The sequence below is a fragment of the Burkholderia lata genome (assembly GCF_000012945.1).
Classification (GTDB): domain Bacteria; phylum Pseudomonadota; class Gammaproteobacteria; order Burkholderiales; family Burkholderiaceae; genus Burkholderia; species Burkholderia lata.
In genome coordinates this window covers 180,406-205,790 of record NC_007511.1, presented here as the reverse complement: position 1 = coordinate 205,790, position 25,385 = coordinate 180,406, and the positions used below count along the sequence as shown (strand labels likewise).

At 67.9% G+C, this 25,385-nt stretch carries 24 protein-coding genes; 12 read left to right on the top strand and 12 right to left on the bottom strand.

What is annotated here, in order from left to right:
- Nucleotides 1–41: 41 nt before the first annotated feature.
- Nucleotides 42–1,025: a LysR family transcriptional regulator gene (locus BCEP18194_RS23705; RefSeq protein ID WP_011353800.1), complete on the bottom strand. Its 984-nt coding sequence runs from the start codon at nucleotides 1,023–1,025 to the stop codon at nucleotides 42–44.
- 101 nt (nucleotides 1,026–1,126) lie between these two features.
- On the opposite strand from BCEP18194_RS23705, the gene BCEP18194_RS23700 reads away from it, so the two are divergent.
- Together BCEP18194_RS23700 and BCEP18194_RS23695 are read left to right on the top strand one after the other, a co-directional pair.
- On the top strand, nucleotides 1,127–2,359 hold the full coding sequence (locus BCEP18194_RS23700; RefSeq protein ID WP_011353799.1) for an MFS transporter: 1,233 nt from the start codon (nucleotides 1,127–1,129) through the stop codon (nucleotides 2,357–2,359).
- Nucleotides 2,360–2,789: 430 nt separating this feature from the next.
- Nucleotides 2,790–3,482, top strand: coding sequence for a phosphatase PAP2 family protein (locus BCEP18194_RS23695; RefSeq protein WP_011353798.1), 693 nt, complete (start codon nucleotides 2,790–2,792; stop codon nucleotides 3,480–3,482).
- Nucleotides 3,483–3,585: 103 nt separating this feature from the next.
- Here BCEP18194_RS23695 and BCEP18194_RS23690 read toward each other — a convergent pair whose 3' ends face one another.
- The 3 genes from BCEP18194_RS23690 to BCEP18194_RS23680 all read right to left on the bottom strand — a co-directional run bounded on the left by BCEP18194_RS23690 (nucleotide 3,586) and on the right by BCEP18194_RS23680 (nucleotide 6,238).
- On the bottom strand, nucleotides 3,586–4,245 hold the full coding sequence (locus BCEP18194_RS23690) for a glutathione S-transferase family protein (RefSeq protein WP_011353797.1): 660 nt from the start codon (nucleotides 4,243–4,245) through the stop codon (nucleotides 3,586–3,588).
- 129 nt (nucleotides 4,246–4,374) lie between these two features.
- The gene (locus BCEP18194_RS23685) at nucleotides 4,375–5,445 is read right to left on the bottom strand and encodes an MBL fold metallo-hydrolase (RefSeq protein ID WP_011353796.1); all 1,071 of its coding nucleotides are present in this window, start codon (nucleotides 5,443–5,445) and stop codon (nucleotides 4,375–4,377) included.
- Nucleotides 5,446–5,584: 139 nt separating this feature from the next.
- Nucleotides 5,585–6,238: a peroxiredoxin gene (locus BCEP18194_RS23680; RefSeq protein WP_011353795.1), complete on the bottom strand. Its 654-nt coding sequence runs from the start codon at nucleotides 6,236–6,238 to the stop codon at nucleotides 5,585–5,587.
- A gap of 307 nt (nucleotides 6,239–6,545) precedes the next feature.
- Between BCEP18194_RS23680 and BCEP18194_RS23675 the strand changes: the two genes are divergently transcribed.
- Complete coding sequence (locus BCEP18194_RS23675) at nucleotides 6,546–7,451, top strand: HTH-type transcriptional regulator ArgP (RefSeq protein WP_011353794.1); 906 nt, start codon at nucleotides 6,546–6,548, stop codon at nucleotides 7,449–7,451.
- A gap of 257 nt (nucleotides 7,452–7,708) precedes the next feature.
- Entirely contained in the window at nucleotides 7,709–7,921 is a 213-nt protein-coding gene (locus BCEP18194_RS23670; RefSeq protein WP_011353793.1) for a DUF1059 domain-containing protein, read from the top strand.
- A 114-nt stretch (nucleotides 7,922–8,035) separates the two neighbouring features.
- On the opposite strand, the gene ltaE is transcribed toward BCEP18194_RS23670, so the two are convergent.
- From ltaE to BCEP18194_RS23655, 3 genes are all read right to left on the bottom strand, one after another.
- The gene (gene ltaE / locus BCEP18194_RS23665; protein ID WP_011353792.1) at nucleotides 8,036–9,049 is read right to left on the bottom strand and encodes a low-specificity L-threonine aldolase; all 1,014 of its coding nucleotides are present in this window, start codon (nucleotides 9,047–9,049) and stop codon (nucleotides 8,036–8,038) included.
- A 140-nt stretch (nucleotides 9,050–9,189) separates the two neighbouring features.
- Nucleotides 9,190–9,744 (bottom strand): YMGG-like glycine zipper-containing protein, encoded by a 555-nt coding sequence (locus BCEP18194_RS23660; protein WP_011353791.1) that lies wholly within the window; start codon nucleotides 9,742–9,744, stop codon nucleotides 9,190–9,192.
- Nucleotides 9,745–9,757: 13 nt separating this feature from the next.
- Nucleotides 9,758–10,084, bottom strand: coding sequence for a hypothetical protein (locus tag BCEP18194_RS23655; protein ID WP_011353790.1), 327 nt, complete (start codon nucleotides 10,082–10,084; stop codon nucleotides 9,758–9,760).
- A gap of 502 nt (nucleotides 10,085–10,586) precedes the next feature.
- On the opposite strand from BCEP18194_RS23655, the gene BCEP18194_RS23650 reads away from it, so the two are divergent.
- From BCEP18194_RS23650 to BCEP18194_RS23640, 3 genes are read left to right on the top strand one after another with little or no spacing between them, the layout of a single operon-like run.
- On the top strand, nucleotides 10,587–11,999 hold the full coding sequence (locus tag BCEP18194_RS23650) for a cytochrome ubiquinol oxidase subunit I (protein WP_011353789.1): 1,413 nt from the start codon (nucleotides 10,587–10,589) through the stop codon (nucleotides 11,997–11,999).
- A 29-nt stretch (nucleotides 12,000–12,028) separates the two neighbouring features.
- Complete coding sequence (gene cydB / locus BCEP18194_RS23645; RefSeq protein WP_011353788.1) at nucleotides 12,029–13,036, top strand: cytochrome d ubiquinol oxidase subunit II; 1,008 nt, start codon at nucleotides 12,029–12,031, stop codon at nucleotides 13,034–13,036.
- Nucleotides 13,008–13,187: a hypothetical protein gene (locus tag BCEP18194_RS23640; protein ID WP_011353787.1), complete on the top strand. Its 180-nt coding sequence runs from the start codon at nucleotides 13,008–13,010 to the stop codon at nucleotides 13,185–13,187. Before cydB ends, BCEP18194_RS23640 begins: the two co-directional genes overlap by 29 nt.
- A gap of 178 nt (nucleotides 13,188–13,365) precedes the next feature.
- Here BCEP18194_RS23640 and BCEP18194_RS23635 read toward each other — a convergent pair whose 3' ends face one another.
- Nucleotides 13,366–13,977 (bottom strand): hypothetical protein, encoded by a 612-nt coding sequence (locus BCEP18194_RS23635; RefSeq protein WP_244273062.1) that lies wholly within the window; start codon nucleotides 13,975–13,977, stop codon nucleotides 13,366–13,368.
- A gap of 180 nt (nucleotides 13,978–14,157) precedes the next feature.
- Between BCEP18194_RS23635 and BCEP18194_RS23630 the strand changes: the two genes are divergently transcribed.
- Nucleotides 14,158–15,063: a LysR substrate-binding domain-containing protein gene (locus BCEP18194_RS23630; protein WP_041493156.1), complete on the top strand. Its 906-nt coding sequence runs from the start codon at nucleotides 14,158–14,160 to the stop codon at nucleotides 15,061–15,063.
- A gap of 39 nt (nucleotides 15,064–15,102) precedes the next feature.
- Here the strand turns inward: BCEP18194_RS23630 and BCEP18194_RS23625 are convergent, their stop codons facing one another.
- A complete protein-coding gene (locus BCEP18194_RS23625) occupies nucleotides 15,103–15,297 on the bottom strand; it encodes a YqaE/Pmp3 family membrane protein (RefSeq protein WP_011353784.1) in 195 nt (64 codons plus the stop codon).
- Between the two features lie 154 nt (nucleotides 15,298–15,451).
- Between BCEP18194_RS23625 and BCEP18194_RS23620 the strand changes: the two genes are divergently transcribed.
- Nucleotides 15,452–16,597 (top strand): hypothetical protein, encoded by a 1,146-nt coding sequence (locus tag BCEP18194_RS23620; RefSeq protein WP_041493155.1) that lies wholly within the window; start codon nucleotides 15,452–15,454, stop codon nucleotides 16,595–16,597.
- Between the two features lie 84 nt (nucleotides 16,598–16,681).
- Here BCEP18194_RS23620 and BCEP18194_RS23615 read toward each other — a convergent pair whose 3' ends face one another.
- On the bottom strand, nucleotides 16,682–18,355 hold the full coding sequence (locus BCEP18194_RS23615) for an alkaline phosphatase family protein (RefSeq protein WP_011353782.1): 1,674 nt from the start codon (nucleotides 18,353–18,355) through the stop codon (nucleotides 16,682–16,684).
- Nucleotides 18,356–18,672: 317 nt separating this feature from the next.
- On the opposite strand from BCEP18194_RS23615, the gene BCEP18194_RS23610 reads away from it, so the two are divergent.
- Nucleotides 18,673–18,897: a hypothetical protein gene (locus BCEP18194_RS23610; RefSeq protein WP_011353781.1), complete on the top strand. Its 225-nt coding sequence runs from the start codon at nucleotides 18,673–18,675 to the stop codon at nucleotides 18,895–18,897.
- 59 nt (nucleotides 18,898–18,956) lie between these two features.
- Here BCEP18194_RS23610 and BCEP18194_RS23605 read toward each other — a convergent pair whose 3' ends face one another.
- Nucleotides 18,957–22,751 carry a DUF748 domain-containing protein gene (locus BCEP18194_RS23605; RefSeq protein ID WP_011353780.1) on the bottom strand — a complete coding sequence of 1,265 codons (3,795 nt, stop codon included), beginning with the start codon at nucleotides 22,749–22,751 and terminating at the stop codon, nucleotides 18,957–18,959.
- Nucleotides 22,752–22,899: 148 nt separating this feature from the next.
- Nucleotides 22,900–24,336, bottom strand: coding sequence for a DUF1254 domain-containing protein (locus BCEP18194_RS23600; protein ID WP_011353779.1), 1,437 nt, complete (start codon nucleotides 24,334–24,336; stop codon nucleotides 22,900–22,902).
- A 339-nt stretch (nucleotides 24,337–24,675) separates the two neighbouring features.
- Here BCEP18194_RS23600 and BCEP18194_RS23595 point away from each other — a divergent pair, with 339 nt between their 5' ends.
- Nucleotides 24,676–24,909, top strand: a complete 234-nt coding sequence (locus BCEP18194_RS23595) for a toxin HicA (RefSeq protein ID WP_041493153.1) — start codon at nucleotides 24,676–24,678, stop codon at nucleotides 24,907–24,909.
- Nucleotides 24,910–24,922: 13 nt separating this feature from the next.
- A complete protein-coding gene (locus BCEP18194_RS23590) occupies nucleotides 24,923–25,246 on the top strand; it encodes a type II toxin-antitoxin system HicB family antitoxin (protein ID WP_011353777.1) in 324 nt (107 codons plus the stop codon).
- Nucleotides 25,247–25,385 lie beyond the last annotated feature (139 nt).

The following is a 25,385-nucleotide window of genomic DNA, read 5'->3' as shown; positions in this document are numbered from 1 at the left end:
CGCCCGGCGTTCGCGGCGCATCCCGCGTCAGGTGTCAGGTATCAGGCGTCGCGCCCTTCGACGAGCCCCGGCACGGCCTCGCGCATCATCGCGGCAAACCGCACGAGCCGCGACGGATAGAACTGCGCATGCGGGTAGGTCAGATAGACGGGCAACGGCGCGGCCTGCCACTCGGGCGCGAGGTGGACGAGCTCGCCGCGTGCGAGATGGTCGGCCAACATCCATGACGAGCCGACGCACGCCCCCACTCCCAGCAGCGCCGCACTACGCAGCGCGTACAGGTTCGCGGTCGTGATGCGCGGGCGGATCGCAATGCGCCGCGTCTCGCCCGTGACCGAATGTGTGAGCGCCAGCTCGGTACGGTAGTACGTGCGCAGCGCGAGCCACGGCAACGCAGCCAGCGCGGCAGGGTCGGCCGGCACCTCGGCGCCGTTCAGCACGGACGGCGCGGCGACCACGAAGCGCGGCACCTTCGAGAGCCGGATCGCGACCACCGCCGGATCGGTCGGCTCGCCCACCTGGATCGCACAATCGATGCCGCTGCCGACAAAATCCCGCACCTCGTCCTGCAGCAGCCACTCCACCGATACGCGCGGATAGTCGCGCAGGAACCGCGCGAGCGGCTCGACGAAACGCTCCTGGCCGAACGCGTGCGGCACCGCGACCCGCAGCAGCCCGTCAGGCTCTTCCTGTGCGCCGCGCAGATCGGCCTCGAATGCCGCCCAGTTCGCCAGCAGCTCCTTCGCGCGCTTGAAGCAGCGTTCGCCGTCGACGGTCAGCCGCATCGTGTGCGTCGTCCGCTGCAGCAGGCGCATGCCGAGCGAGCGTTCGAGCGCCTGCAGCCGCCGGCTGATCGTCGGCTGCGTCGTATGCAGTTGCGCGGCCGCGGCCGACAGGCTGCCGGCCTCGACTATGCGTACGAAGGTTTCCATCAACTCAAAACGATAGCCGGCGCCGTCCAGCGGCACTGCCTGAATGCGCGGAGATCCGCCAGCAGCGGGAGAGAAGGAAGGTTTTTCAGTCATGCGTGGAGCGTATAACAAATCTGCGCAGGGCGGCACTACCGTGGCCGGCTGCGTGCCGCCACACTCGCGTCCATTCCTTCACCCCATCCAGGAAGTACGCGATGTCCACTCCGTCCCGACTCGATGCCGCGCCCCGCGCAGCCCACGCCCCGGCCCACCCGGCCGCCCATTCGATGCCCGATCGCCGGCTCGTGCTGCTGCTCGCGGCCGCTGCCGGTCTCGGGGTCGCCCCGCTCTACTACGCGCAACCGATGCTCGGCGCGCTCGGGCCCGATCTCGGCGCGTCGGCACGGGCGATCGGCTTCGTGCCGACGCTCACGCAACTCGGCTATGCGCTCGGCATCCTGCTGCTCGCGCCGCTCGGCGACCGCTTCGACCGCCGCCGCGTGATCGTGACCAAGGCCGCGACGCTGGTCGTCGCGCTGCTGCTCGCCGCCATCGCGCCGTCGCTCGGGCCGCTGCTCGCGGCGAGCTTCGCGATCGGCCTCGCCGCGACGATGGCGCAGGACGTCGTGCCGGCCGCCGCGACGCTCGCGCACGACGCGCATCGCGGCCGTATCGTCGGCACGGTGATGACGGGGCTGCTGCTCGGCATCCTGCTGTCGCGCGTCGTGGCCGGGTTCGTCGCCGAGACGGCCGGATGGCGCGCGATGTTCGCACTCGCGGCCGCCAGCGTCGCCGTGATCGGCGTCGTGGCCGCGCGCGGGCTGCCGCACTTCGAGCCGACCACGCGCCTGCCGTATCGCGCACTGATCGGGTCGCTCGGCGCACTGTGGCGCCAGCATCCGGCGCTGCGCCGCGCCGCGCTCGCACAGGGGCTGCTGGCCATCGGGTTCAGCGCATTCTGGTCGACGCTCGCGGTGATGCTGCACGGCGCACCGTTCCACCTCGGCAGCGCGGCCGCTGGCGCATTCGGCCTCGCGGGCGCCGCCGGCGCGCTGGCCGCGCCGATCGCCGGGCGCATGGCCGACCATCACGGCCCCGAGCGCGTCACGCGCATCGGGATCGGCATCGCGACGGTGTCGTTCGCGTCGATGGCCGCCGCGCCGCTGATGTCGCCGCATGCACAGCTCGTGCTGCTCGCGGTCGCGACGATCGGCTTCGATCTCGGCGTGCAGGCCACGCTGATCGCGCACCAGGCGATCGTCTACCGGATCGACCCCGCGTCGCGCAGCCGCCTCAACGCGGTGCTGTTCGTCGGCATGTTCATCGGGATGGCGGCCGGCGCCGCGATCGGCAGTTTGTTGCTCGCGCAACTGGGCTGGAATGCGGTGACCGCGCTGGCCGTCGTCACATCGCTGGCCGCGCTCGCCGTGCGGATCTGGCGCCACTGAATTCCCGCGCCGCACACACCTGGCGGGCGGGCCCACAAGGGCTTGCCCGCCTTTTCTTTTATTTTCGATCGGCGCACGCATGACGCTGCGCGGCCCGGCAGATTCGTGCGCATCCGGCATGAAAAACGCCCATCCCGCGCAAGGTCCGCACCAGTTCGAACGAATGTCCAGTTCAACCGATTATTTTTCCGGCGACCGTACGCATCGATGCGAAAACGTCGGACGATTCGATGCGCCCCGCCATGCGGCGCTCACCCATCCGGCCCCACCGCACAGCCCCGTTTTATCAGGGGATTCCCGGTATTTTTTCGCATTTTCTTCGAAATAACGGGTGACATACTTGCCCCCCGTTGCGCTCAGGTACGAGCGCGCTTTCCGATCCCGCCGGCCGCATGTCATGCGCTGAGCGTCCGCCCGGGTCGCACAGAACATGAACGATTTCGACACCACGATCCAGACCTTCCTCACCCACATCACGTTCGGTCCGCTGATGAATCACGCGATCCGCGTGATTGCGGGCCTATACACGTTCAAGGGCTTCGTGCTCATTCCCGTGCTGTGCTGGCTGTGGTTCCAGCCGGGCCCGAACCGCGAGCGGCAGCGCGAGCTGGTCGTCGCGACGATCGCAAGCGGGCTCATCGCGCTCGCGTTCGGCCGGCTGCTCGCCCAGGTGCTGCCGTTCCGCGTGCGGCCGATCTACAACCCCGACCTGCACCTGCACTTCCCGTCCGCAGGACTGCGCGCAGCCACGCTGCAGGCATGGAGCTCGTTTCCGAGCGATCACGCGATGCTGTGGATGGCGATCGCCACCGGCATCTTCATCATCGCGCGCCGCGTCGGCGTGTTGGCACTGGTGTATGCGGTCGTGTTCATCTGCGTGCCGCGTGCGTATCTCGGCTTTCACTACCCGACCGACCTGATCGCGGGCGCCGCGATCGGCATCGCGATCGCGTGGCTGCTGACGCGCGACCCAATCCGCTCGCGCTTCGCGCCACAGGTGCTGGCGGCGATCCGGCGCTTTCCTGCGCCGGCCTATACGCTCGCGTTCCTGCTGTGCTTCGAGTTGATCACGCAGTTCGACGAACTGCTGACGCTCGCGCAGTCGGCCACCCACACGATGTAACGGGGAGACGCCGCGATGCTGCCGCTGCTTACGTTCCGCCGTCGCCCCGGCACGCGCTGCCGGCCATGCGCGGCATCCGCGCGCCGCGCATCGGCCGCGCCGGTCAGTCGCGATCAGGCGCACCCAGCGGAAAGAACGAGCGAAACGGCCGCGCCTCGTCGACCGCGCGCGCGAACGACGGCCGCGCCAGCAGACGCTGGCGGTACGCAATCACGTTCGCGAACGACGGATCGATCCGGTGCGTCCAGTCCGCGTAGAACAGGAACGGCGCCGCGCCGCAGTCGGCGAGGCTGAAGCGGTCGCCGGCCGCCCATTCGCGATCGGCCATCTTCTTGTCCAGCCACGCGTACGACGTCTCCAGCATCGCACGCGCATCGGCGACACCGCGCGCATCGCGCTCGGCTTCCGGCCGCAGCGCGTCGTGCACGACCTTCTGCTGCGGCGTCGACACGTAGTTGTCGAAGAAACGATCCATCGTCCGCACCTCGAGCGCCGCATGCGGATCGTCGGGCAGCAAGCGCACGGGGCCCGGGTGGTTCAGGCCGAGATACTCGATGATGATCGACGCCTCGATCACCGTGCGGCCCGCATCGACGAGCACCGGAAAGCGCTTCAGCGGCCACAGTACGGTCAGCTCCTGCATCGGCTTCGGATCGTCGTGCGCGAGCACGCGATACGCGAACGGCGTGCCGTTCTCGTACAGCGCAGTCAACACCTTCTGGCAGTAGGACGAAAAGGGATGGGCGTATAGCGTCGGCATCATCGTGCGGTCTCTCAGGGTTTCGGCACCGCGTGATGCGGCGCCACGTGATCGGATACCTTGACGACGAACGGCACGCGGCCGTTTCGACAGCGGCACGGAATTTTTTTGTAGTGCGACTGACTCGGGCCGCTACGACCGGCCGTCCATTACGACGCGGCCTTCGGCACGCCAGCGCAGCATCCCGCCGCCTAGATTGGCCACCGTATCGAAGCCGGCCTTCAGCAGAATGACGGTCGCCTGCGCGGATCGTCCGCCGGCCCGGCACACGGTCACGACCGGCCGGTCGCGCGCGATCTCGCCGGCGCGTGCGGCCAGTTCGCCGAGCGGAATCGGCGTTGCGCCGGGCAGGTGGCCGAGCGGGCCCGTGAATTCATCCGGCTCGCGCACGTCGACGACCTGCACCGCCGGCAGGTGATCCTCGAGCCATTGCGGATCGATTTCCCAGAACCCGGCGAACGTATAGACGAGCGGCGCCCAGTCGGGCGCGGCCTGCACATCGGGCGCGTTCGCAGCGACGCCGCACTGCAGGTTCGCCGGCACCGCGACGTCGATCTGGCGCGGATGCGCGAGCCCGAGGTTGCGCATGTAGCCCGCAAAATCGTCTTCGCTCAGATCGCCGCCGAGACGCGGATTGAAGCGCCGCTCCTCGCCGACGCTCGTCACCGTGAGCCCGCGATAGTCGTGCGCCGGATACAGCAGGCACGCGGCCGGCAGCGTGAAGAGCCGGCCGTGCACCGCGCGATACAGCGCGCGCGGGTCGCCTTGCTGGAAGTCGGTACGGCCCGTGCCGCGGATCAGCAGGCAATCGCCGGTGAACGCCATCGATTCGTCGTCGAGCACGAGGCTGATGCAGCCGCTCGTGTGGCCGGGCGTCGCGCGCACGGTCAGGTAGCGCGCGCCGAACGCGCAGCGGTCGCCATCGTTCAGATAACGATCGGCGCCCTGCGCGCCGCTCGCGGCCGAGATCGCGATCGTGCTGCCCGTGCGCTGCTTCAGCAGCCACGCGCCCGTCACGTGGTCGGCATGCACGTGCGTGTCGACGGTCGCGACGAGCCGCAGCCCGAGCTCGTCGAGCAGCGCCGCGTCGCGGCGCACCTGCTCGAACACGGGATCGATCAGCACCGCTTCGCGCGACGCGCGGTCGGCGAGCAGGTACGTGTACGTCGACGATTGCGGGTCGAAGAGTTGCCGGAAGATCATCGCGAAGTCGCTCCGTCGCGGGTGGATGCTTGTTTGATGTGTGCTTGCTGCCGTCGTCCGGCCCGCGCCGCGACTGCCGCTGTCGCGCGGGCCGCCCCGTCGTGGTCCTGCAGGGCCAGCATCCGGCCGGCCCGGCGCGTCAGCTCGGTTGCGTCACGTAGCGCAGGTACGGCTTCAGCGTCCGGAAGCCGTCCGGATACTTCTGCTTCGCCGCATCGTCCGATACCGACGTCGGAATGATGACATCGTCACCGGGCTTCCAGTTCACCGGCGTCGCCACCGTATGCTTCGCGTTGAGCTGCAGCGCGTCGAGCAGGCGCAGCACCTCGTCGAAATTGCGCCCGGCGCTCATCGGATAGACGAGCATCGCCTTGACCTTCTTGTCCGGGCCGATGATGAAGACCGAGCGCACGGTCGCGTTGTCGACCGCCGTGCGCGGGCCGCCGCTCGCATTCGGATGAATCATGTCGTACAGCTTCGCGACCGTCAGCTCGTCGTCGCCGATCAGCGGATAGTTGACCGCGTGACCCTGCGTTTCGGCGATATCCGCCACCCACTTCCGGTGATCGCTGACCGGATCGATCGACAGCCCGATGATCTTCGTGTTGCGCTTGTCGAATTCCGGCTTGAGCCCGGCCATGTAGCCGAGTTCGGTCGTGCACACCGGCGTGAAATCCTTCGGATGGGAAAACAGGATCGCCCAGTGGTCGCCGATCCATTCATGAAAGCGGATCGTTCCCTCGGTGGTCTCCGCGGTGAAATCGGGCGCGTCCTCGCCTAGTCGAATCGACATGTTCGTCTCCATCAAGTGGGAATCGTCACGACGCCCGCGCCGCGGCTTGCGCGCGACGCGCGAACGTCCGCGCGCGAAGTGCCGGCATGGCACATGCCGGGTTCCACGCGTTCATATAGCCTAGTTCAAAATGCGCGCGCCACCGGCATGCAGCGTGCGGCGTGCGGCGTGCGGCAAACCGTCGTGCCGTGACCGATTCCGACGACGAATGCGATGCGGCAGGACGTTGCACCGCACCCGGTCGCCGGGACGCACTGACTTACACTACCGGCTGTTCTCGTCTTACGTTCACAGGAATTCCACCGACATGTCGATGACGATCGATCCGAAGCAGGCCGCCGCGCTGCTGGCCGTCGCCGACACGGGCAGCTTCGAGCAGGCGGCCGTACGGCTGCACGTGACCGCATCCGCCGTCACGCAGCGGGTCCGCGCGCTGGAGGCGAGCCTCGGCACGCCGCTCGTGCTGCGCACGCGGCCGTGCCGCCCGACGGTGGCCGGGCAGCGCGTACTGCAGCACCTGCGCCGCGTCGCGCTGCTGCAGGCCGACCTGCAGAGCACGCTCGCGACCGAGCGCGAATCGCCGATCTCCGTCACGATCGCGCTCAATTCCGACAGCCTCGGCACGTGGTTTCTGCCGGCACTGACCTCCGTGCTCGCGGGCGAGCGCATCCTGTTCGAGCTGATCGTCGAAGATCAGGACCACACGTTCGCGTTGCTCGAAAGCGGGATGGCAGTCGGCTGCGTGACGACCGAGCCGAAGCCAATGCGCGGCTGCCTCGCGACGCCGCTCGGCACGATGCGTTACCGGCTGCTCGCGGCCGCCGCGTTCGCGGTGCGCTGGTTTCCGCGCGGGCTGAACCGCACGAGCGCGCGCAAGGCGCCCGTCGTCGCGTATTCGCGGCGCGATACGCTGCAGTCGTCGTTCCTGAAGGAGAAGTTCGGGTTGCCCGAGGGCGCGTACCCGTGCCACTACGTGCCGGGCACGCATTCGCATTTCGCGGCGGTGCGGCACGGGCTCGGCTACGCGATGGTGCCGGAACCGCTGATCGGCAGCGCGCCGCTCGACGCGCAAGGGCTCGTCGATCTCGCGCCCGCGCATCCGACCGACGTCACGCTGTACTGGCACGCGTGGACCGTGCAGTCGCCGACGATGGCGTCGTTGTCCGAGCGGGTGGTCGAAGCAGCGCGCCGGCTGCTCGCGCCGCTGCCGTGACGCGCGTGTGAGCGACACCGCGGACGCGGTGTGCGGTGTGCGGTGTGCGGTGTGCGGTGTGCGGTGTGCGGTGTGCGGTGTGCGGTGTGCGGTGTGCGGTGTGCGGTGTGCGGTGGACGGTGGACGGTGTGCGACGCGGTAAACCTGGCGACGAGAATCTCCGCCGCGCCGCCTATACTTTTTCCATCGGCCTCGCGCACGCGCCGCGCGGCCGGTCACGCACATCCGGCCGCGCCCTTTCCCGCAAGGAGAACATCATGTCTCGCCGCTACATCGATTGCCGCGAGTTTCCCAGCGCGATGAATTGCTCGGTCGCGATTTCTGCCGACTCCGATAACGAATTGCTGGAGGCCGCCGTGCAACATGCGGTCCTGGTGCACCAGCACACCGACAGCGCCGAACTGCGCACGCAACTGCAAGCGCTGTTCCGCGACGGCACACCGCCCGCCGATGCACCCCGGCAAGCGTAATCCGCCGGCTCGCCCGATATCGACAGACGGGTTGCCACGTCGCCCCCGTCGCCTCCCCACCTCCTGCTTCGCGCCACATCGGGCCGGCGTCCCCGCCGGCCGGCGCATTCCACCTTACGCGCGGCGCTGCGCGAAATACGCACCGACCGCGTCGATGAACGTATCGATATCCGCGCGCGACACGTCGCAGTGCGTGACGAAGCGCGACGCGTACAGCATCTGCGTGAGGATTCCGCGTTCCTTGAGCCACGCCTCGAGCGGCGCGCAATCGGCTTCGGGGAATTGCGCGAACACCATGTTCGTCGCATGCGACAGCACCTTCACGGTGTCGATGCGCGCGAGGCCTGCGGCGAGATGCGCGGCGTTCGCGTGATCGTCCGCGAGCCGCTCGACATTGTGGTCGAGCGCATACAGGCAGGCCGCGGCGAGAATGCCCGACTGCCGCATCGCGCCGCCGAGCACCTTGCGCCAGCGCTGTGCGCGCTCGATCAGCGCGCGGTTGCCGACCAGCACCGAGCCGACCGGCGCACCGAGCCCTTTCGAGAAGCAGATCGACACGCTGTCGAACGGCGCGCTCAGCTCGGCGATCGAACGGCCCGACGCGACGGCCGCGTTGCACACGCGTGCGCCGTCCAGATGCAGGGACAAGCCGCGGCTGCGCGCGAACGCAGTGGCTTCCTGCACATAGCCTTCGGGCAAGACCTGGCCGCCGATCGTGTTTTCGAGTGCGAGCAGGCGCGTGCGGGCGAAGTGATTGTCGATCGGCTTGATCGCCGCGGCGATCTTCGCGAGCGGCAGCGTGCCGTCCGGCGCGTTCTCGATCGGCTGCGGCTGGATGCTGCCCAGCACGGCCGCGCCGCCGCCTTCGTACTTGTAGGTGTGTGCGAGCTGGCCGACGATGTACTCGTCGCCGCGCTCGCAATGGGCCATCAGCGCGGCCAGGTTGCTCTGCGTGCCGCTCGGAAAGAACAGGCCGGCTTCCTTGCCGGCCCGCTCGGCCATCACCGCCTGCAGGCGCAGCACGGTCGGGTCGTCACCCCATACGTCGTCGCCGGTTTCGGCGGCAGTCATCGCGGCCAGCATTGCCTGGCTCGGACGTGTCACGGTATCGCTGCGTAAATCGATCATCGCTGAATCCTGAGTAAACGCGGACCGGAACCGATGCGCCCGGCCCTGCCGAAACGAGACTCAGAGTGTACGCAATTCATGCGGCATGTGTGTACCGGCGATCGATGCGCGCATGGCGCACGACGCCGCCCGGGCTGCCGTCAGTAACGCGGCGGCGGCGGCTGAACGCCCGCCGGCGGCATCGGCGGCGCCGCACGCGGTGCGCCGCCATATCCGCCACCGCCGTACCCGCCACCGCCGCCACCGCCGCTCATCCCGCCCGGCACCGGCACGCGGTTGCCGGTCGCGTACATGCACTGCAGGTAGCCGTAGTCGTAGCGGCGCTGGATGTCGTAGGCCGAGCCTTGCGCCGCACCGGCGCCGACCACGCTGCCCGCGAGCAGCCCCGCGCCTGCACCGACGGCCGCACCCGTGCCACCGTTGAACGCTGCGCCGGCCGCCGCCCCCAGCGCGGTGCCGACGGCCGCGCTGCCGACCGCGCTCGCGGTCGACGCCTGGCCCGCGCTCACGCCGCCCGATTGCTGGAACGCATATTGACGGCAGTTCGCATCGTCGGCGCGGAACTGGTCGAACGACTTGCCGGTGCCGGGCAGCGCCATCACGCTCGGCCCGGTCGGCATGTACGCGCACGCGCCGAGCAGGCCGGCCAGTGCCAGCGCGGCCGTCACGCGCAGAGGTCGAAATACGGATTTCATCGTTACGCCTCCGTCACTGCGGCCGCGCCGGCACCGATCGCCAGCCCGACTTGCAGGTCTTCACATACGGGTAGTAATGCTTCGACGCGTCGCAGTAGTACCAGACGTTCGCGTCGCCCTCGTCCTGCGGCTGCCCCTTCTCGACGTACTCGGGCGGCGGCCCCGGATCGACGGGCACCGCGACGACCGGCGGCGGGTAGTAGTAAGGCGCAGGGACGACGGGGTAGTAATACGGGTAGCCGGGGCCGATATAGACCCCGACCCGGGCGGCATGCGCCACGCCGCCCGTCGCGATCGCCACCGCGGCCACTGCGCCCAGCGCGAGCTTCAATCCATTCACGTCACGTTCTCCGGCTGGCGGTTCGTCGATGCGAACCCGACATACCGAACGCTACGCCGCGCCCGATCCGTCATCCATTACGGGCGGGCGCGCCAATGTTGCGCGGCGTTACCAATGTGACAGACCCCATCGGCCGCGGCCCGCCGGCACGGCCGCGTGCGTTACGCGATAACGCACCGCAACGGTTCGGCCGCGCGCGGGCGCCACGTTGCGCGCGTCCGCCCAAGGTTTGCACCCGCGTCGAACCGTTCCGATGACGCGACGCGCCATATTGACGCACGTGCGTCAGACCGCCACGCCGCGGCCGCGCGCGCTGCAAGCAGCCTTCTTGATACGAATCAACGATTTACCCCGGAATCGCGCGCGGCGGGCTGGACATCTGCGACGAGTTGGCGCATTTCGCGGTGCAACATCGCGGCACATACTCCAGCCAACCCCGACGCCCGTCCGCCGGGGTCCGCCGGCACCCGCCGGCGGGTATCGTCAGCCTCGGTCAACTGGTATGGACACCGCTCTTTCGGCCCTCGATCTGGCCCGCCTGCAATTCGCGTTCACCGTCTCCTTTCACATCGTCTTCCCGGCGCTGAGCATCGGCCTCGCCAGCTTCATCGCCGTGCTCGAATATCGCTGGCTGAAAACCGGCAAGCAGTACTACAAAACCCTCTGCCTGTTCTGGTCGAAGATCTTCGCGGTCGCGTTCGGGATGGGCGTCGTCTCCGGCGTCGTGATGAGCTACCAGTTCGGCACGAACTGGTCGGGCTTCTCGAGCTTCGCGGGCGCCGTCACCGGGCCGCTGCTGATGTACGAGGTCATGACCGCGTTCTTCCTCGAGGCCGGCTTCCTCGGCATCATGCTGTTCGGCTGGAACCGCGTGAGCCCGCGCGCGCACTTCGGTGCGACGCTGATGGTCGCGATCGGGACGCTGATCTCGACGTTCTGGATCCTCGCATCGAACAGCTGGATGCAGACGCCGCAGGGCTTCGAGATCGTCGACGGCCGCGTCGTGCCGACCGACTGGTTCGCGATCATCTTCAACCCGTCGTTCCCGTATCGCCTGTTCCACATGGCAATCGCCGCGTTCATCGTCGCCGCGCTGGTGGTGGCCGCAACGGGCGCCTGGCACCTGCTGAAGGGCCGCCGCGACAAGAGCGTGAAGAAGATGTTCTCGATGGCGCTGTGGCTGCTGCTCGTGCTCGCACCGCTGCAGGCCGTGATCGGCGACCAGCACGGCATCAACACGCTGAAGCACCAGCCCGCGAAGATCGCCGCGATCGAAGGGCTGTGGGAAACCGAGAAGGGCGGCACGCCGCTCAACCTGTTCGGCATTCCGGACATGAAGGCGGAAACGACCCGCTACGCGGTGAAGGTGCCGCACCTCGGCAGCCTGATCCTCACGCACAGCTGGGACGGCGAGATCCGCGGCCTGAAGGAATTCCCGCCGGAAGACCGCCCGAATTCGACCGTCGTGTTCTGGAGCTTCCGGATCATGGTCGGCCTCGGCTTCGCGATGATCGGCCTCGCCGCGCTCGCGTGGCTCCTGCGCCGCCGCGGCCGCCTGTATGAATCGAAGTGGTTCCAGCGCTTCGCGCTCGTGATGGGCCCGACCGGCTTCGTGTCGCTGCTCGCGGGCTGGGTGACGACCGAAGCAGGCCGCCAACCGTGGGTCGTGTATGGCGTGATGCGCACCGCGCAAGCCGTGTCGCCGCTGTCGGTGCAGCAGGTCAGCCTGTCGATGATGACGTTCGTGATCGTGTACTTCCTCGTGTTCGGCACCGGCGTGTACTACATGCTGAAGCTGATGAAGGCCGGCCCCGCGCTGCCCGACGTGAAGCACGACGACACCCCCGACACGCGCCCCGATCACACCGCGCGGCGCCCGATGTCGGCCGTCGACGAGCCGCTCGAGACCGTCTGAGCCCAACCTTTCCGCATACGAGAAAACCTATGGACGTCACCGTAATCTGGGCCGCGATCATCGCATTGGGGCTCTTCATGTACGTCGTGCTCGACGGCTTCGACCTCGGCATCGGCATCGTCTTCCCGTTCTTCCCGGACGAGAAGGAACGCGACCTGATGATGAACACGGTCGCCCCCGTGTGGGACGGCAACGAGACGTGGCTCGTGCTCGGCGGCGCCGGGCTGTTCGCAGTGTTCCCGATCGTCTATTCGACCGTGCTGTCGGCGCTGTACCTGCCGCTGATCTTCATGCTGGTGTGCCTGATCTTCCGCGGCGTGTCGTTCGAGATCCGCGCGAAGGCGCGGCGCACGAAGCAGCTGTGGGATCTCGCGTTCATCGGCGGCTCGGCCGGCGCGACGCTGTTCCAGGGGATCGCGCTCGGCGCGTTCCTGCAAGGCATCAACGTGAAGGACGGCGTGTTCGCGGGCGACGCGTTCGACTGGCTCACGCCGTTCAGCCTGCTGACCGGCCTCGGCCTGATCGTGACCTATGCGCTGCTCGGCTGCTGCTGGCTCGTCGCGAAGACGGAAGGCGACCTGCAACGGCGCCTCCATCGCGTCGTGTGGCCGCTGACGGTCGTGCTGCTCGGCTTCATCGCGGTAATCAGCCTGTGGACGCCGCTGCAGGATCCGGCCATCGCGCAGCGCTGGTTCGATTCGGGGCTGTTCTGGCGCCTGCTGCCGGTGCCGTTCCTGGTCGCCGGTTGCGCGGTGTGGATGCGCCGCGCGGTGCGTGCCCGGCATGACATGACCCCGTTCGTGCTCGCGCTGGCGCTCGTGCTGCTCGGCTACGTCGGTTTGCTCGTCACGCTGTTCCCGTACGCGATTCCTCAGACGATGACGATCTGGGAAGCCGCGGCGCCGCGTTCGAGCCAGACCTTCACGCTGGTCGGCGCAGCGGTTATCCTCCCGATCATCATCGCCTACACGACGATGGGTTACTGGGTATTCCGAGGCAAGGTGCGCCATGAAGACCAGCATTACTACCACCACTGATTCCGCCGAGCGCCCCGCTACGGCACCACGGTCGCGGATGCGCGGCTGGATGTGGTTCGTCGTCCTGTGGGCGGGCGGCGTGATCGGGGCCGTCACGCTCGGCTATGCGTTCAAGATCTTCATGAACCTGACGCTATTTGCGGTGAAGTAGGCGAAGCGGCTGCCGGGTCGAGCGACGATCCGGCAGCCGTTTTCTCGTCGACGGCTTCGGCGTCGACCGGATGCACCGGGCGACGCGCCGGCATCCGCGCCCATGCTCCGAGCGGCGGCTGCGCGCCCTCCGCTCCCGATCCTTCCTTGCGCCCCCGCCGTCGGCCCCAGCGTGCCGATCACCGCTCGCACGATGTCGTGCACATCGCCTTGTCCATCGCGCCGAAGAAGGTCTGGTAGTAATCGGGCTCGACGATGGTCTTCATCCGCGAGTCGCCGTTGCTGTCCCACACCGTGCGGTCGAATCGCGCACGCACGATCGTGTCGCGCGCCGCCGTCACGCGAACCGTGACGACGGCGGCCACCCGCTCGTGATCCGGTTTCGCGGGTAAGCCGCCAATGCGGGCCTTGAGCGCGCCGCGCAGCAATTGCCGCCACTTCGGGATCAGCGTATCGCTGCGCCCGCCCTCGATCAGCCCCGAATCGCGATCGACTGTCACCGGCGCATAGCCCTGTGTGCGCAGCACGCCGGCCACCGCGTCGAGTGCACGCCCCTGCGTCGCACCCGCATAGCGGCGATCGGTCATCATGCGCAGCGTCTGCTGCTCGCTGTCGGACAGGTCGACTTCGGTCTGGCTGGAGCTGTAGCGCACCAGCGATCCGCCGCTGCCGATCTGGCGTTCGTTTTCCGGCTTCGATGCACACCCGGCCAGTACCGCAAACAGTCCGGCACAGGCGAGCGCCAGCGCGCCGCGGCCTCGCACCGGCGGCACCGCTGCGTCGCGACGCATCGCGCGTCGCGCCGTGCGCCGGTCGCGAAGACGGCGGCGAATTCCGGTCGTCCGGGTGTCGGGTGGCGATATGATCGTCATCGGGCGTGTTCTCCTGTCGGCGCCATGATAGGGAGGCGCCCCGACCGCCACAAACGACATTTTTTGACCCACTGTGTAGCTTTTCTTCGCGATCTCACGATGCGCCGATTGCCGCCCCTGAACGCGCTGCGCAGCTTCGAAGCTGCCGGCCGCCTGCAGAGCCTCACCCTCGCCGCCGACGAGCTGAACGTGACCCAGAGCGCGGTCGCGCAGCAGATCCGCGTGCTCGAATCGTTCTTCGGTCAGAAGCTGTTCGAGCGTGACGGACGCTCGTTGCGGCTTACGCCGCGTGCGCGGCATTACCTCGTCGACGTCGCGAGCTGCCTTGGCCGGCTCGCGCAGGCGACGGGGCAGATGTTCGAACCCGTCGACGGCCATCCGGTGCGGATCAACGCGTCGGTGTCTTTCTCGCACGGATGGTTGCTCACGCAACTGGCCGCGTTCCAGGCCGAGCATCCCGATATCGACGTGCAACTCGTCACGACGCCCGACAACGAGCGTGACCAGTTCGACGAAACCTGCGACATCGTGGTCCGCCGCTATACGCCGGAGCTGCGCCGCAAGGGATTCGTGTCGCGGCCGCTGCTCGCGACCGTCGCGGTGCCGGTGTGCGCGCCCGGCCACCCGGTGCTCGAACAGGCGCGTACGCCGGCCGACCTGCGCAACGCGCCGCTGCTGCATTACGCGGGCATGCCGCAGGCGTGGCAATACTGGTTCCACCAGGCGGGCTCGGCCGTCACCGAGACGCTGCGCGGGCCGTTCTATCGTGAGTTCTTCCTGATGACCAAGGCCGCCGCGAGTGGGCTCGGCGTATGCCTCGCGCCACGCGCGGTGGTGCGCGACGACATCGAGCACGGGCGGCTCGTCGCGCTGTTTCCGGAAGTCCACCTGGAAGGGCCGCCGTTTCATTGCCTGTATCGCGACGACGACGATCCGTCGCTGCGCACGTTCGTCGACTGGCTGTTCGCGCGGGCGGAGGCGCTGGAGGGGGCGCCGCCGCAGTAATCCGCGCCGCGCGGGCGACGTCCGGCGTTGCCGATTGCGTCAGCGCCGCTCGCGCAGCGCTGCCTCGATCTTCCGATCGGTCTTGTACTGGCTCAGCGCATACACCGACCAGATCGCGGCCGGCAGCCAGCCGACGATCGTGATTTGCAGGATCAGGCAGATGATCCCGGCGATCGGGCGGCCGATCGTGAAGAACTGGAACCACGGCAGCAGCAGGGCAAGCAGAAGGCGCATGGACAAACCTCTCGGTGCGTCGTTGAACGGGTGATGCGTGGCGAATATGCCGGTGCGGGCGGCAGAATTCAAGCCGTCCGTCGCGATACCCGCCTGCTACACTCGCGCGTCGTCAAACGAAGCACGACCAGAACAACAACGGAGAGAGAGGGCAATGAACACCCCGTCGTCACACCGCGGCCGCACGCGGCCCGCCATCCCGCACCCGAAGACAACCCGGCATCGCTGCGCGGCGGTCGCGCTCGCCGCCTTCGCCGCCCTCGCCGCCGTAGGCATCGCGCACGCCGAGACGAAGCCGACGACGCACTACGCGATCAACCTGACCCGCGACAGCGGCAGCGAAATACCGCTGAGCAGCGAGCCGTACAGCTGGACCACGCACGACGGCAAGGTGCTGGCCGAGGGCGTGACCGACGACAAGGGCCGTGCCGCCATCGCACGGCAGGCAGGCGAGACGCACTATGTACTGGAGACCGTCAACACCCGCTGGATCTACACGGTCGACAACGCGTGCTGGACGCACCGCGACGACGCCTTCGCCCGCTGCGCGAAGCTGACCGACGCCGTCAACCTGGTCCGGCAGCGCATGGCCGACGACGCACGCACCGAGCAGGCCGCCGCCGCCAAGCGCCGTGATGCCGCGCTCGCCCGTTACCGCGCGGCCGCGGCTGCCCATGACGACGAACTCGTGTGGCTGGGCCCACTGCCGGCCGAATGGTCGAAGGACGACGTCCAGAAACAGCTCGACGACGTGTACGGCAAGATCAAGCACGAGCTCGACAATCTCGGCGACGCCGACATCGACGTGTCCCGCTTCGTGTGCAGGTCGCCCGACCAGATCGGCCCGGCACCGGACCAGCAGGCCGTGATCGACTACATGAGCAGCCTGCGCGAACCGGGCTCGACGACGCCCGCGCAGTGGACGGCGCTCGTCGAGGCCGCGCGCAAGGGCAACTGGCTCGCGCGGCTGCAGATCTTCGTCGCGCTCGGCTCGCGCCCGAAAGACGACCTCGTGTCGGTCTACCGGCGGATCCAGCTGATGACGTGGCTGCAGGCGAACCACGTCGGCGCGCTGTACACCTACTACCTGGGCGAACTCGCCGCCACCGGCTATTTCGAGGGGCCCGGCCCCGGCGCCACGTCGCCGATCCCGTTGTATGCGGCGATGCGCGGCAGCTACGCGGCGATGAAACGCGCGGGCGATTCGCTCATGGCGCGGGACGAGCCGGACGTACAGGCGATCGGCAAACGCATGCACGATTGCGCACTGCAGATGATGCCGGTGCTGTTCGCGAAGTAGACGCGAGCAGCACCTCGCGCAGCGCGCAATCGCGCCCGCCGCGCAACCGGCGGCGGGCAATCCTTCGGCGTCGCGTTGCGTTGCTTAGCGACCGATACCGAGCCCCGGCAGCACGCCGGTATTCTCGGCCACCACGGCATGCAGCAGGCGCGGGTTCGCGCCGAGCAGCCCGAGGATCGTCGGCGCGACCTGCTTCGTGCCGACCGTGTCGGTCACCGTGCGTGCGCGATGCAGGCCCGGATACGACACGAGCAGGCCGAGGTGGCTGTCGTCCGGCGCGTTGCCGCCGTGCTCCTCGTCCTTCTTCGTGCTCGACGTGTAGATCACGCCCGGATTCGGCTGGACGATGATGTCCGGCGTGCGGCCGTTGGCCGGATCGCCGAAGCGCTCGGCGAGCGCCGCGCCGTACAGGATGTACGCCTGCGAGCCGTCCGCGCAAATCCCCGGCGCGTTGCAGCCCAGGTTCGCCTTCAGCGTCTGCACCACGGCCGTGCGCTGGTTGCGGTCGCGCAGCCAGATCAGGCCGACGTCGTCGGTCTGCACGAAGCCCGTGTCGACCAGGCCGGAGCCGTCGTTCAGGTTGCCCGTCTTCGTGTTGGCCTGGCCGAAGTTGCCGTTCGGGTCGAGGTAGTTGTTCGTTTCGAGCAGCTTCGTCAGCGTGTCGCCGTTCTTCACGAGCTTCGTGTGATCGGTCGGCGACTGGCCATGCTTCGACGTGACGATCACGGCGGTCGACGAATACAGGCTCGCCTGCTTCAGCGCCGCGACGATATAACCGATCGAGTTGTCGACGTACGTGATCGCATTCGCGACCTGCCCGTTCGGCGTGAAGTTGGCATCCAGGTAGCCGCCGCCCTTCGTCACCACCGCCTTCTGCGCGACGCTCAGCGTCTGGAAGTCGGCGCCGAACAGCGTCGGCACCGGCGCGCTCTTCGTGCCCGTCGAGTCGCGGCCGTTGATCTGGTTGATCAGCGCCTGCACGTGCAGGTTGTCGAACTGCGCGGTATGCGAATAGACGTCCGTGTAGTCCGTCTTCGTCACCGGGTCGATCGAGTTGATCTCGGTGCGCATCAGATCGTCGACGCCGGTGCCCGACGGCCCGTTCAGCCAGTCGTAGCCCCATGCGTGCTTGTCGGCCCACGCGGTGGTTGCGTTCGGAATGCCGGCCTTCACGGCCTCGAACACGGTGTTGGTCTTCACGTAGTTGTGCGGATAGACCGGCACGCACTTGCCGTTGACCTTCGCGTTCGGGATCGCCTGCGGGTTGAATGCGCCGCCGCCGTTCAGGTGAACGAGCGCGCCGCCGTTCTCGGCATCGATGCCGGTCGTTTCGTCGAACACGACGTTCCAGCCTTGCTTGCCCGAACAGCTCGTATCACCCGGCGCGTACAGGTTGCGGTCGTACGACACGTCGTAGAACAGGCCGGCCGTCTTCGGCGAGCCGCCCGTCACGAGCGCGGCGAGGCCGGGGAACGAATCCGACAGGCCCGGCGTATAGGCATTCGTGTACGTCACGCCGCTCTTCGCGAGCACCGCGATGTTCGGGCACGTGTTCGCGCCGATGCAGCGCGCGAGATCCTGCTCGTGCAGGCCGTCGACGCTGATCAGCAGCACATGCTTCACGACGCGGTTCGCGTGGCCGCGGTCCTCGCCCTGACTGTTGCCGTCCTGCTGCGCCGCGTGCGCACCCGCGCCGGCGAGCGCCAGCGCGCCCGCCACCATCGCCACCAACTTCCGCTGCTTACCAAGGAAAGACATGATCACCCCACCTCATCGATTGACGTTGAACTGCGTGACTTGCCATCAGGCGCGCAAGAATATGGCCGCGCCGTGGGTCGCTCGCATGAAGCGGGGCTTTCTGTTTTCTATCAAACGTAACCAATCGCAAGTGACACGAATCGGTCGCAAAGCAAGGTGGCCTGGCGCACGTTGCGACGTGCGCGCTCACCGGCCGGCACTGCGCCGGTGCATCGGTCAAATCGTCCGCAGCGTCACCTGTCGCACGATTTTTTTTCCGGCTTGGCGCGCGACTATTGGCGTGTGATAAAGGGTTTTCCCTGACCCGGAGCACGAGTATGTCGACCCTGGAAGCCCTCCGGTTCGTGCTGGACGATGCACGCACCCCCGAAATCATTCGCCACCACGTCGTCGACGCGTTGCAGTACGCGTTGCGCAACTACGGACAGGTGTTCACGGCGAAGGAAGTCGAATGGCTGGCGCAGTGGGACGACGCGCGTCTGCCGCTGGCCGCGAAGAAGGAACTGGGCAAGCGCGTGGAACCGGCGGTCGCCGCGCGCTGAAGGAAACGCGCCGCCGCGTCCGAACGGATGAACGGACGCAGCGGCGGCGGATGGCCTGCTTACTGCAGGCCGAAGTCGACGCGGGTCGTCGCGCCCTTGTCCTCGATGCCCTTCGCATCGAGCTTCGGCGCGACGACGAACACGCGGCTCGAATCGATCTTCCCGTCGAGGTACTGGCGCACCGCTTGGGCGCGCTGCTGCGCGAGCGCACGCAGCGCGTTGTCGTCGGCCGGCGCATGGTCGGCGAGCGCCTTCTTCATGTCGGCGTCGGGCAGCGACTTCTGCAGGCCGATCAGGTTGCGCGGCTTCTTGAAGTCGGCGGCCTTGTACGCGCGCGCCAGGTACTTGCTGTACTCGGCCGGCTCGACCTTCACCGACATCGGGTCGATGCTCTCGCCCTGCCCGACCACGTCCTTCAGCTTTTGCTGGCGCACGAGCCGATCGACGTACGCATCGCCGAGCCCCGACGTGTCCTTCGCCGGATCGACGCGGCCGATCAGGTCGAGGCGGATCGACGGCTTCTCGGTCAGCATCTTCACGACGGTGTCGAGCTTCTTCTGCTGCGCGTCGTCGAGCTGGTACGAGCCCGGCGCGAATTCGACGTAGCCGAGATCCTCGCCACCGCTGCCGAACGCATGCGCGAGCAGCGAGAACGGCGACGTGACGGCCTTCGCGATCAGGTTCAGCACCGCACGCCAGATCAGCCCGCCGACGCTGAACTCCGGATTCGACAGCGAGCCCGACACCGGCAGGTTCACGTCGATCTGGCCGCGCGTGTTCTTCAGCAGCGAGATCGCGAGCTTCACCGGCAGCTTGGTCGCCGTGTCGTTCTCCACATGGTCGCCGAACGTGAGCTGGTCGATGAAGATGTGGTTGTTCGCCTTCAGCTGGTCGTTCTCGAGCGCGTAATGCAGGTCGACGTTGAGCTTGCCCTTCGTGATCGGGTAGCCCGCGTACTTCGCCGAGTACGGCGTCAGGTTGGTCAGCTCGATGTCGTGCGCGGTCGCGGTGAGGTCGAGCGCCGGCTTCTCGATCAGCGGGTTCACCGAACCCTTGATCGAGATCGGCCCGTTGCCCGCGAGGTTCGCGGCCACGTCGACCGGTGCGGACGTCGTCGAATCCGTGCCGAACGCGCCGACCGTGCCCTTGATCGCGACGAGGTTCGCCGTGTAGTTCGGCTTGATGAAGTTGTCGGTGTACGTGACACGGCCGTTCTGCAGCAGCAACTCGCCGAAATGCATGCGCACCGGGTTCTGCGGCGGCGTCGCGGCCTTGACGACGACCGTCGCCGATGCGGCGGCCGGCGCGGACGCCTGCGGTGCGGCCTGGGCGGCAGCCGGCGGCGTCATGCCCGGCGACAGCGGCACCGGCTCGCCCTTGCTCGCATCACGCGTGAGCGATTGCGCGGGGCCCGATTGCTTCGCGACCACGTCCTTCAGGTTCAGGCGCCCTTGTGCGTCGAGCAGCACGCGGCCGTAGAAGTTCGAGAACGTCACGCGGGTGGCATCGACGTCGGTGCCCTTCTCGTCGTAGTTCGCCTTCAGGTTCGTCAGCGCGAGCGAGCGCCAGCCCGCGAACGGGTCGGAGGTCGCCTTGTCGAGCATCCGCACGTCGACGAGCGCGACGTCGCCGCGATAGGTCGCGCGCGGCGCGTCCTTCACCTGCGCGAACGTCAGGTTGCCCTGCGCGTTGAGCAACGCGCTTGCGATCGTCGCGTTCAGCGCGCTGCCGAAGTACGGCTCGAACGCGGCCGCGTCGAGGCGGTTGCCGTTGATCTTCAGGCCGAGCTTCAGCGGTTGCGCGGTCACGTCGCCCGTCACGTTCAGCGAACCCTTGCGGTTCAGCGTCGCCTTCAGCTGCACGGGCAGCGGCTTGGTCATGTCGTCGCTGATCTTCTGCACCGACAGGTCCAGCGGCTTGATCGCCAGCTTCACCGGGCGCGGCGTCGACAGGTCGGTGAAGTTCGCGGACGAATCCTTCACGTTCAGCGCGTCGATCCGGTAATGCCACGACGGCGCGGCGGCCTCCGCCTTGCGCGCAACCGTGCGCTTCGGCACCGACGCCTGCGCGGGTTCGGCCAGCGCCGCGAGGTCGATCTTGCCGTCCTTCAGACGCTGCACGTCGAGCGCGAGCCCGCTGACGTCGACGCTCGCGATCTCCGCGGTGCGCGTGGCCACGTCGACCTTCGCGATCTTCGCGCTCGCGTCGGGCAGCACGATCGCGGGCGCCTTCGCGTCGGGCGTCGCGATCTTCAGCGACTTCAGGCTGACCGTACTGTCGGCGACCTGCGCGGCGAGCGGCGTCTTGCCCCAGTCGGCCTTCGCGTTGACGGTCGCGCCGAGCGTGCCGTCGAGCACGCGCGCACGCGTCGCCTCGCCGAGGTACGGCTGCAGCGCGGGCAACGCGAGCGCGGCGACCGTCAGCTTGCTCTCGACCTGCTTCTCCGCGAGATTGAACGTGCCTTCGGCGTTCACGTCGCCGCCGCGCGACAGCGACGTCGACAGCGTGTATTTCGCGGGCGTCTTGCCCTGCATCGTGAAGCCGTCGAGCGTCGCGGCGAGCTTCGTGAGCGACAGCGCGGTCGGCGTCGCCGGTACGCGGTCGTCGACGTTGACCGTGCCGCCGTCGATCGCGAAATGACGGATCGTCAGGTCGAGCGGCGGCGCCTCCTTCGCGTCAGCGGCGGCTTCGGCCTTCGCGCCGCTGGCGGTGGCAACGGCCGCGGCGGAAGCGGCCGCGATGCCCGACGCCGCCGGCTTGCCTTCGGCGGCCTTCGATGCGGCTGCCGGCTGCGCGGCGAGCTTCTCGACGTTCAGCACGCCCTGCTTGTCGCGCGACAGGTCGACCACCGGCTGGTCGATCCGGATCTCGTCGAAGTGCATCGCGTTGCGCAGCGGCTCGAGGCTGGCCGCCGCGACGTGCACGCCACGCGCGGCGAACAGCGGTGCGGACGCGTGGTCGGTCACCTTCGCGTCCTTCAGGTCGACGGTGCCCGATACGCGCAGCGCGGGCGTCTCGCCGCTCATCACGAAATTGACCTTGAGGTCGCTGCTCAAGAGGCCGCTCGTCACGGCCACCGGCAGCTTCGCCGGCACGTACGAGATCAGCTTCGGCACGTCGAGGCCGTCGAATTTCAGCGCGATCTCCGATTCGCGCGACTGCGCGAACGGCTTGGTCTTGCCGTCGATCGCGATCGGGCTGCCGTCGAAGCGCGCGCGCAGCTTCGGCTCGACGAAGATGTCGGTCTTCGAAGCCAGCGTCGCGACGTACGGAATGCCGAGCGTCCAGTTGTCGACGACGTGCTTTTCGTTCAGCAGACGATCGTCGAAATCGATCCGGCCGTTGTTGACCTGGATGTTCGACACCGAGAACTGCGTCGGCTTGCTTTCGGGCTTGGGCGACGGCTTCGAGAACTTCTCGATCAGGTCGGTGAAATTGAAGCGCTGCGCGTCGTAGCGGACGATATGAAAGCGCGGCGAGTCGAGGCGGACTTCATTGACGATCGGCGCACCGCGGAACAGCGACGACCACGACGGCCGCACGACGAGCTTCGCGATGTCGATGAAGTCGCCCTGCCCGCCTTTGTCGCCGAGATGGATGCCGTCGGCTTCGAGGTTCAGCGTGTACGGGTTCAGCGCGATGCGCTGGATCGTGGCGGGCCGGTCGAGCTGCTGGCTCAACTGCTGTTCGGCGATATGGCGGATCAGCGGCGGCGCCGCGAAGAACCCGAGCAGTCCGAATAAAACGAGGAAGATCAGCAGGCCGATGCCGATGCGCCGGGTCCGGCGCGAGCGTGCAACGCCACCGAGGGCATGGAGGGTCGAGGATACGGTTTCTTTGTCTGCGCTTGCCATGCTTGAATGCCTCGGGATGGGGTGCCGGGCCGCACCGGACAACCGGGCGGCCGCGCACGCTATCCCGAAAGTATAGGCTCAGGAGGTGACGGTACGGGGTTCGGGCGCCGTCGCGCCCGCCGGTCGGACAACGCCGCCGGTCATCCGTTCATTTCCGGACGACGACGGGCGGCATCCACGACCCGTCGCTCGCCTGCGGCTTCGGTGCGTACAGGCGCAATGCGAGTGCGAAATCAGTGCGCGGCGCCGGCAGCCAGTTGGCCGCATGCGTGCCGCCCGGCGATGCCGACACGGTGATGTCGATCGAGCCGTCGTGGTTGCGGCGCAGGCGGTCGCGATCGCCGAGCGAACGGCGCGCCGACCCGACGTCCGGCAGCGCGCCGTTCGTCGAATAGGGTGTCAGCGTCCAGAATGCGCGCGCCGGCGGGAGCGCGCCCGGCGCGAAATGCAGCACATAGCGGTTCGCGCCGTTCAGCGGATGGCCGTCGCTGTCGACGCGCACGACCGCGAGCGTTTCGTCGTCACGCGTCGCGGTGCCGAACTGCGTGTAGGCCGCGTACGCGCGCAGCGTGTAGTCCTGCCCGTACTTGCCCGCCGTATCGCCGATCCAGCTCCAGCCGTTCGCGTTCAGCAGGTTCGACGGCGGGGTCGAGAGCCGCGCGCGTGCCTCGGCGACGCCGGCCGTCGCGGCGGCGAGGCGGTCGCCCGTCCACAGCACCGGGTAGCCGGCCGACACGCCGATGTCGCCGAGCAGCTCCTGGGCATGCGCGTCGTCGGCCGGTGCCGGGTTGTCCTGCAGCGCCTGCGCGAAGCGCGCGAAGAACGCCTTCGGATCGAGTGCGGCCACCTGTTCGGCCGGCGTGCCGCCGCCCACCGCTTCGGACGGCGCGCTGCCCGCATGGACCGCGACCGACGCGCCGCGCGTGGCGCCCGTGTAGACGGACAGCGGCACCACGCGGATCGCGCGCTGCAGTTTCTTCACGTTCGTGAGGTCGCGCCCGCCGCTCGTCTGCAGCCGGACTTCGAGCCACGCGTTGGCCGACGGGACGTCGATCCGCACCGCACCCTTCGGCAGCGTGCCCTGCCAATCCTTCGCGGCGAAGGCAATCGTTTGCGATCGCGCGCCGCCACGAGCCCCGCGTGCCGCCACGCTCGACGATGACCACAGCACGTTCGTCCACATGTCGAGTGCGCGCGCATCCCAGTAACGGCCGCGCGTGTCGGGCAACGTGACGATCACGGGTTCGGTCGCGACGTCGAGCCAGCCGGTCGAGTCGAGGGTGTCGACGCCCGGCAGCGGCGGATTGACCGCGCCGACCGGCGGCAGCGCCTGCGCGTGGCGCAGCGTGTTGAGCGGCGCCTGCCCTGGTTGCGCACCGTCGCCGCCCGTCGCCGCTTCCTTCGCGACGTCCATCAGCACGAGCGGATACGCGTAGACATAGGAGTCGGCGACTTCCGCGCGCATCCAGCCGGTTTTCCGCTGGATCGCGTCCGGTTGCGACGCGCACCCCGCTAGCATCGCCGCAATGGCCAGCGACGCGCACGCGCGCCGCAGAGAAACTGATTCCTGCTGGTTTTCAATCATCGATTACTGGCCGAATATCGTTCTTTTCAGTCAACGCCTTGTTCGACTTGCGAATGGCGAAAGCAAGGCACCCCAGCCTGCCCGGACAACCGTTTCGCTACGGTTCACAACGGCGGGCGCTGATGTCAGGCCGGTATCATAGCGCCTCAGGGCATCCCCCAATATGCCGATTAGCTGGCGGCGCGTATCCGCCGGCCGAGCAGGTCTGAAATATGTCGCCGGATCTTCAGGCAAATTGGGGCGGCATCGAAGCGGGTGTCGCCGGCTTCGGATCTGTCTCGGCGTCGATCGAGCTGCCATCCGGACTGACGATTGGTGTCACTATTGACACCATTTAACATGGCAAGCGATTGGAAGATCCTCGAGCAAATGAGGCGCGAGCCCGCGAATGTGCGATTCGGCGATCCGTTCGAGGTCTGCGACGCACACTTCGGCGAGGCCCGCCAATCCGGTTCAAGCCACGCCATTTTCAAGAGACCGTGGCAAGGCGACCCTCGAGTGAACATCCAGAACGATTGCGGGAACGCCAAGGCCTGTCAGGTGCGGCAGGTTCTCGCGCGATCGACCGACTGAAGGAACAGAAACCATGACCCAAGACCACTTTACGTACCGCGTAACGTGGTCCCCGGAGGACGGGGAGCACGTCGGCCTGTGCGCGGAGTTCCCGTCTCTTTCGTGGCTCGACGCGACGCCGGAAGGCGCGCTGGCCGGCATTCGCCGACGCGTCGCCGATGTCGTGCGCGACATGACCGCGAACGGCGAAAAGGTGCCCGAGCCGATCGCCGACCGAACCTACAGCGGTGAATTCAAGGTCCGCATCCCGCCGCAAGCTCACCGCGCGCTGGCGATCCAGGCCGCCGAACAAGGCGTCAGCCTGAACCGTCTCGCGAGCGCCAAGCTCTGCGCGTGACCACGCGATCGCGTGCAAGCACGTGACGCCCGGCCTTCCGTCCGGAAGCCGGACGTTCGCTTTTTCCGGGCCGTGGCACCCTGTGAACGGTGATGGCCTCGAGCCGATTCGCCCGCCTTGCATCGCATCGTCATGCACC

Bases quoted from the DNA above. Each gene is read 5' to 3' on its own strand.
- BCEP18194_RS23705 (WP_011353800.1), bottom strand. From the start codon at position 1,025: ATGACTGAAAAACCTTCCTTCTCTCCCGCTGCTGGCGGATCTCCGCGC.
- BCEP18194_RS23700 (WP_011353799.1), top strand. From the start codon at position 1,127: ATGTCCACTCCGTCCCGACTCGATGCCGCGCCCCGCGCAGCCCACGCC.
- BCEP18194_RS23695 (WP_011353798.1), top strand. From the start codon at position 2,790: ATGAACGATTTCGACACCACGATCCAGACCTTCCTCACCCACATCACG.
- BCEP18194_RS23690 (WP_011353797.1), bottom strand. From the start codon at position 4,245: ATGATGCCGACGCTATACGCCCATCCCTTTTCGTCCTACTGCCAGAAG.
- BCEP18194_RS23685 (WP_011353796.1), bottom strand. From the start codon at position 5,445: ATGATCTTCCGGCAACTCTTCGACCCGCAATCGTCGACGTACACGTAC.
- BCEP18194_RS23680 (WP_011353795.1), bottom strand. From the start codon at position 6,238: ATGTCGATTCGACTAGGCGAGGACGCGCCCGATTTCACCGCGGAGACC.
- BCEP18194_RS23675 (WP_011353794.1), top strand. From the start codon at position 6,546: ATGTCGATGACGATCGATCCGAAGCAGGCCGCCGCGCTGCTGGCCGTC.
- BCEP18194_RS23670 (WP_011353793.1), top strand. From the start codon at position 7,709: ATGTCTCGCCGCTACATCGATTGCCGCGAGTTTCCCAGCGCGATGAAT.
- ltaE (WP_011353792.1), bottom strand. From the start codon at position 9,049: ATGATCGATTTACGCAGCGATACCGTGACACGTCCGAGCCAGGCAATG.
- BCEP18194_RS23660 (WP_011353791.1), bottom strand. From the start codon at position 9,744: ATGAAATCCGTATTTCGACCTCTGCGCGTGACGGCCGCGCTGGCACTG.
- BCEP18194_RS23650 (WP_011353789.1), top strand. From the start codon at position 10,587: ATGGACACCGCTCTTTCGGCCCTCGATCTGGCCCGCCTGCAATTCGCG.
- cydB (WP_011353788.1), top strand. From the start codon at position 12,029: ATGGACGTCACCGTAATCTGGGCCGCGATCATCGCATTGGGGCTCTTC.
- BCEP18194_RS23640 (WP_011353787.1), top strand. From the start codon at position 13,008: ATGAAGACCAGCATTACTACCACCACTGATTCCGCCGAGCGCCCCGCT.
- BCEP18194_RS23635 (WP_244273062.1), bottom strand. From the start codon at position 13,977: ATGCGTCGCGACGCAGCGGTGCCGCCGGTGCGAGGCCGCGGCGCGCTG.
- BCEP18194_RS23630 (WP_041493156.1), top strand. From the start codon at position 14,158: ATGCGCCGATTGCCGCCCCTGAACGCGCTGCGCAGCTTCGAAGCTGCC.
- BCEP18194_RS23625 (WP_011353784.1), bottom strand. From the start codon at position 15,297: ATGCGCCTTCTGCTTGCCCTGCTGCTGCCGTGGTTCCAGTTCTTCACG.
- BCEP18194_RS23620 (WP_041493155.1), top strand. From the start codon at position 15,452: ATGAACACCCCGTCGTCACACCGCGGCCGCACGCGGCCCGCCATCCCG.
- BCEP18194_RS23615 (WP_011353782.1), bottom strand. From the start codon at position 18,355: ATGTCTTTCCTTGGTAAGCAGCGGAAGTTGGTGGCGATGGTGGCGGGC.
- BCEP18194_RS23610 (WP_011353781.1), top strand. From the start codon at position 18,673: ATGTCGACCCTGGAAGCCCTCCGGTTCGTGCTGGACGATGCACGCACC.
- BCEP18194_RS23605 (WP_011353780.1), bottom strand. From the start codon at position 22,751: ATGGCAAGCGCAGACAAAGAAACCGTATCCTCGACCCTCCATGCCCTC.
- BCEP18194_RS23600 (WP_011353779.1), bottom strand. From the start codon at position 24,336: ATGATTGAAAACCAGCAGGAATCAGTTTCTCTGCGGCGCGCGTGCGCG.
- BCEP18194_RS23595 (WP_041493153.1), top strand. From the start codon at position 24,676: ATGGCAAGCGATTGGAAGATCCTCGAGCAAATGAGGCGCGAGCCCGCG.
- BCEP18194_RS23590 (WP_011353777.1), top strand. From the start codon at position 24,923: ATGACCCAAGACCACTTTACGTACCGCGTAACGTGGTCCCCGGAGGAC.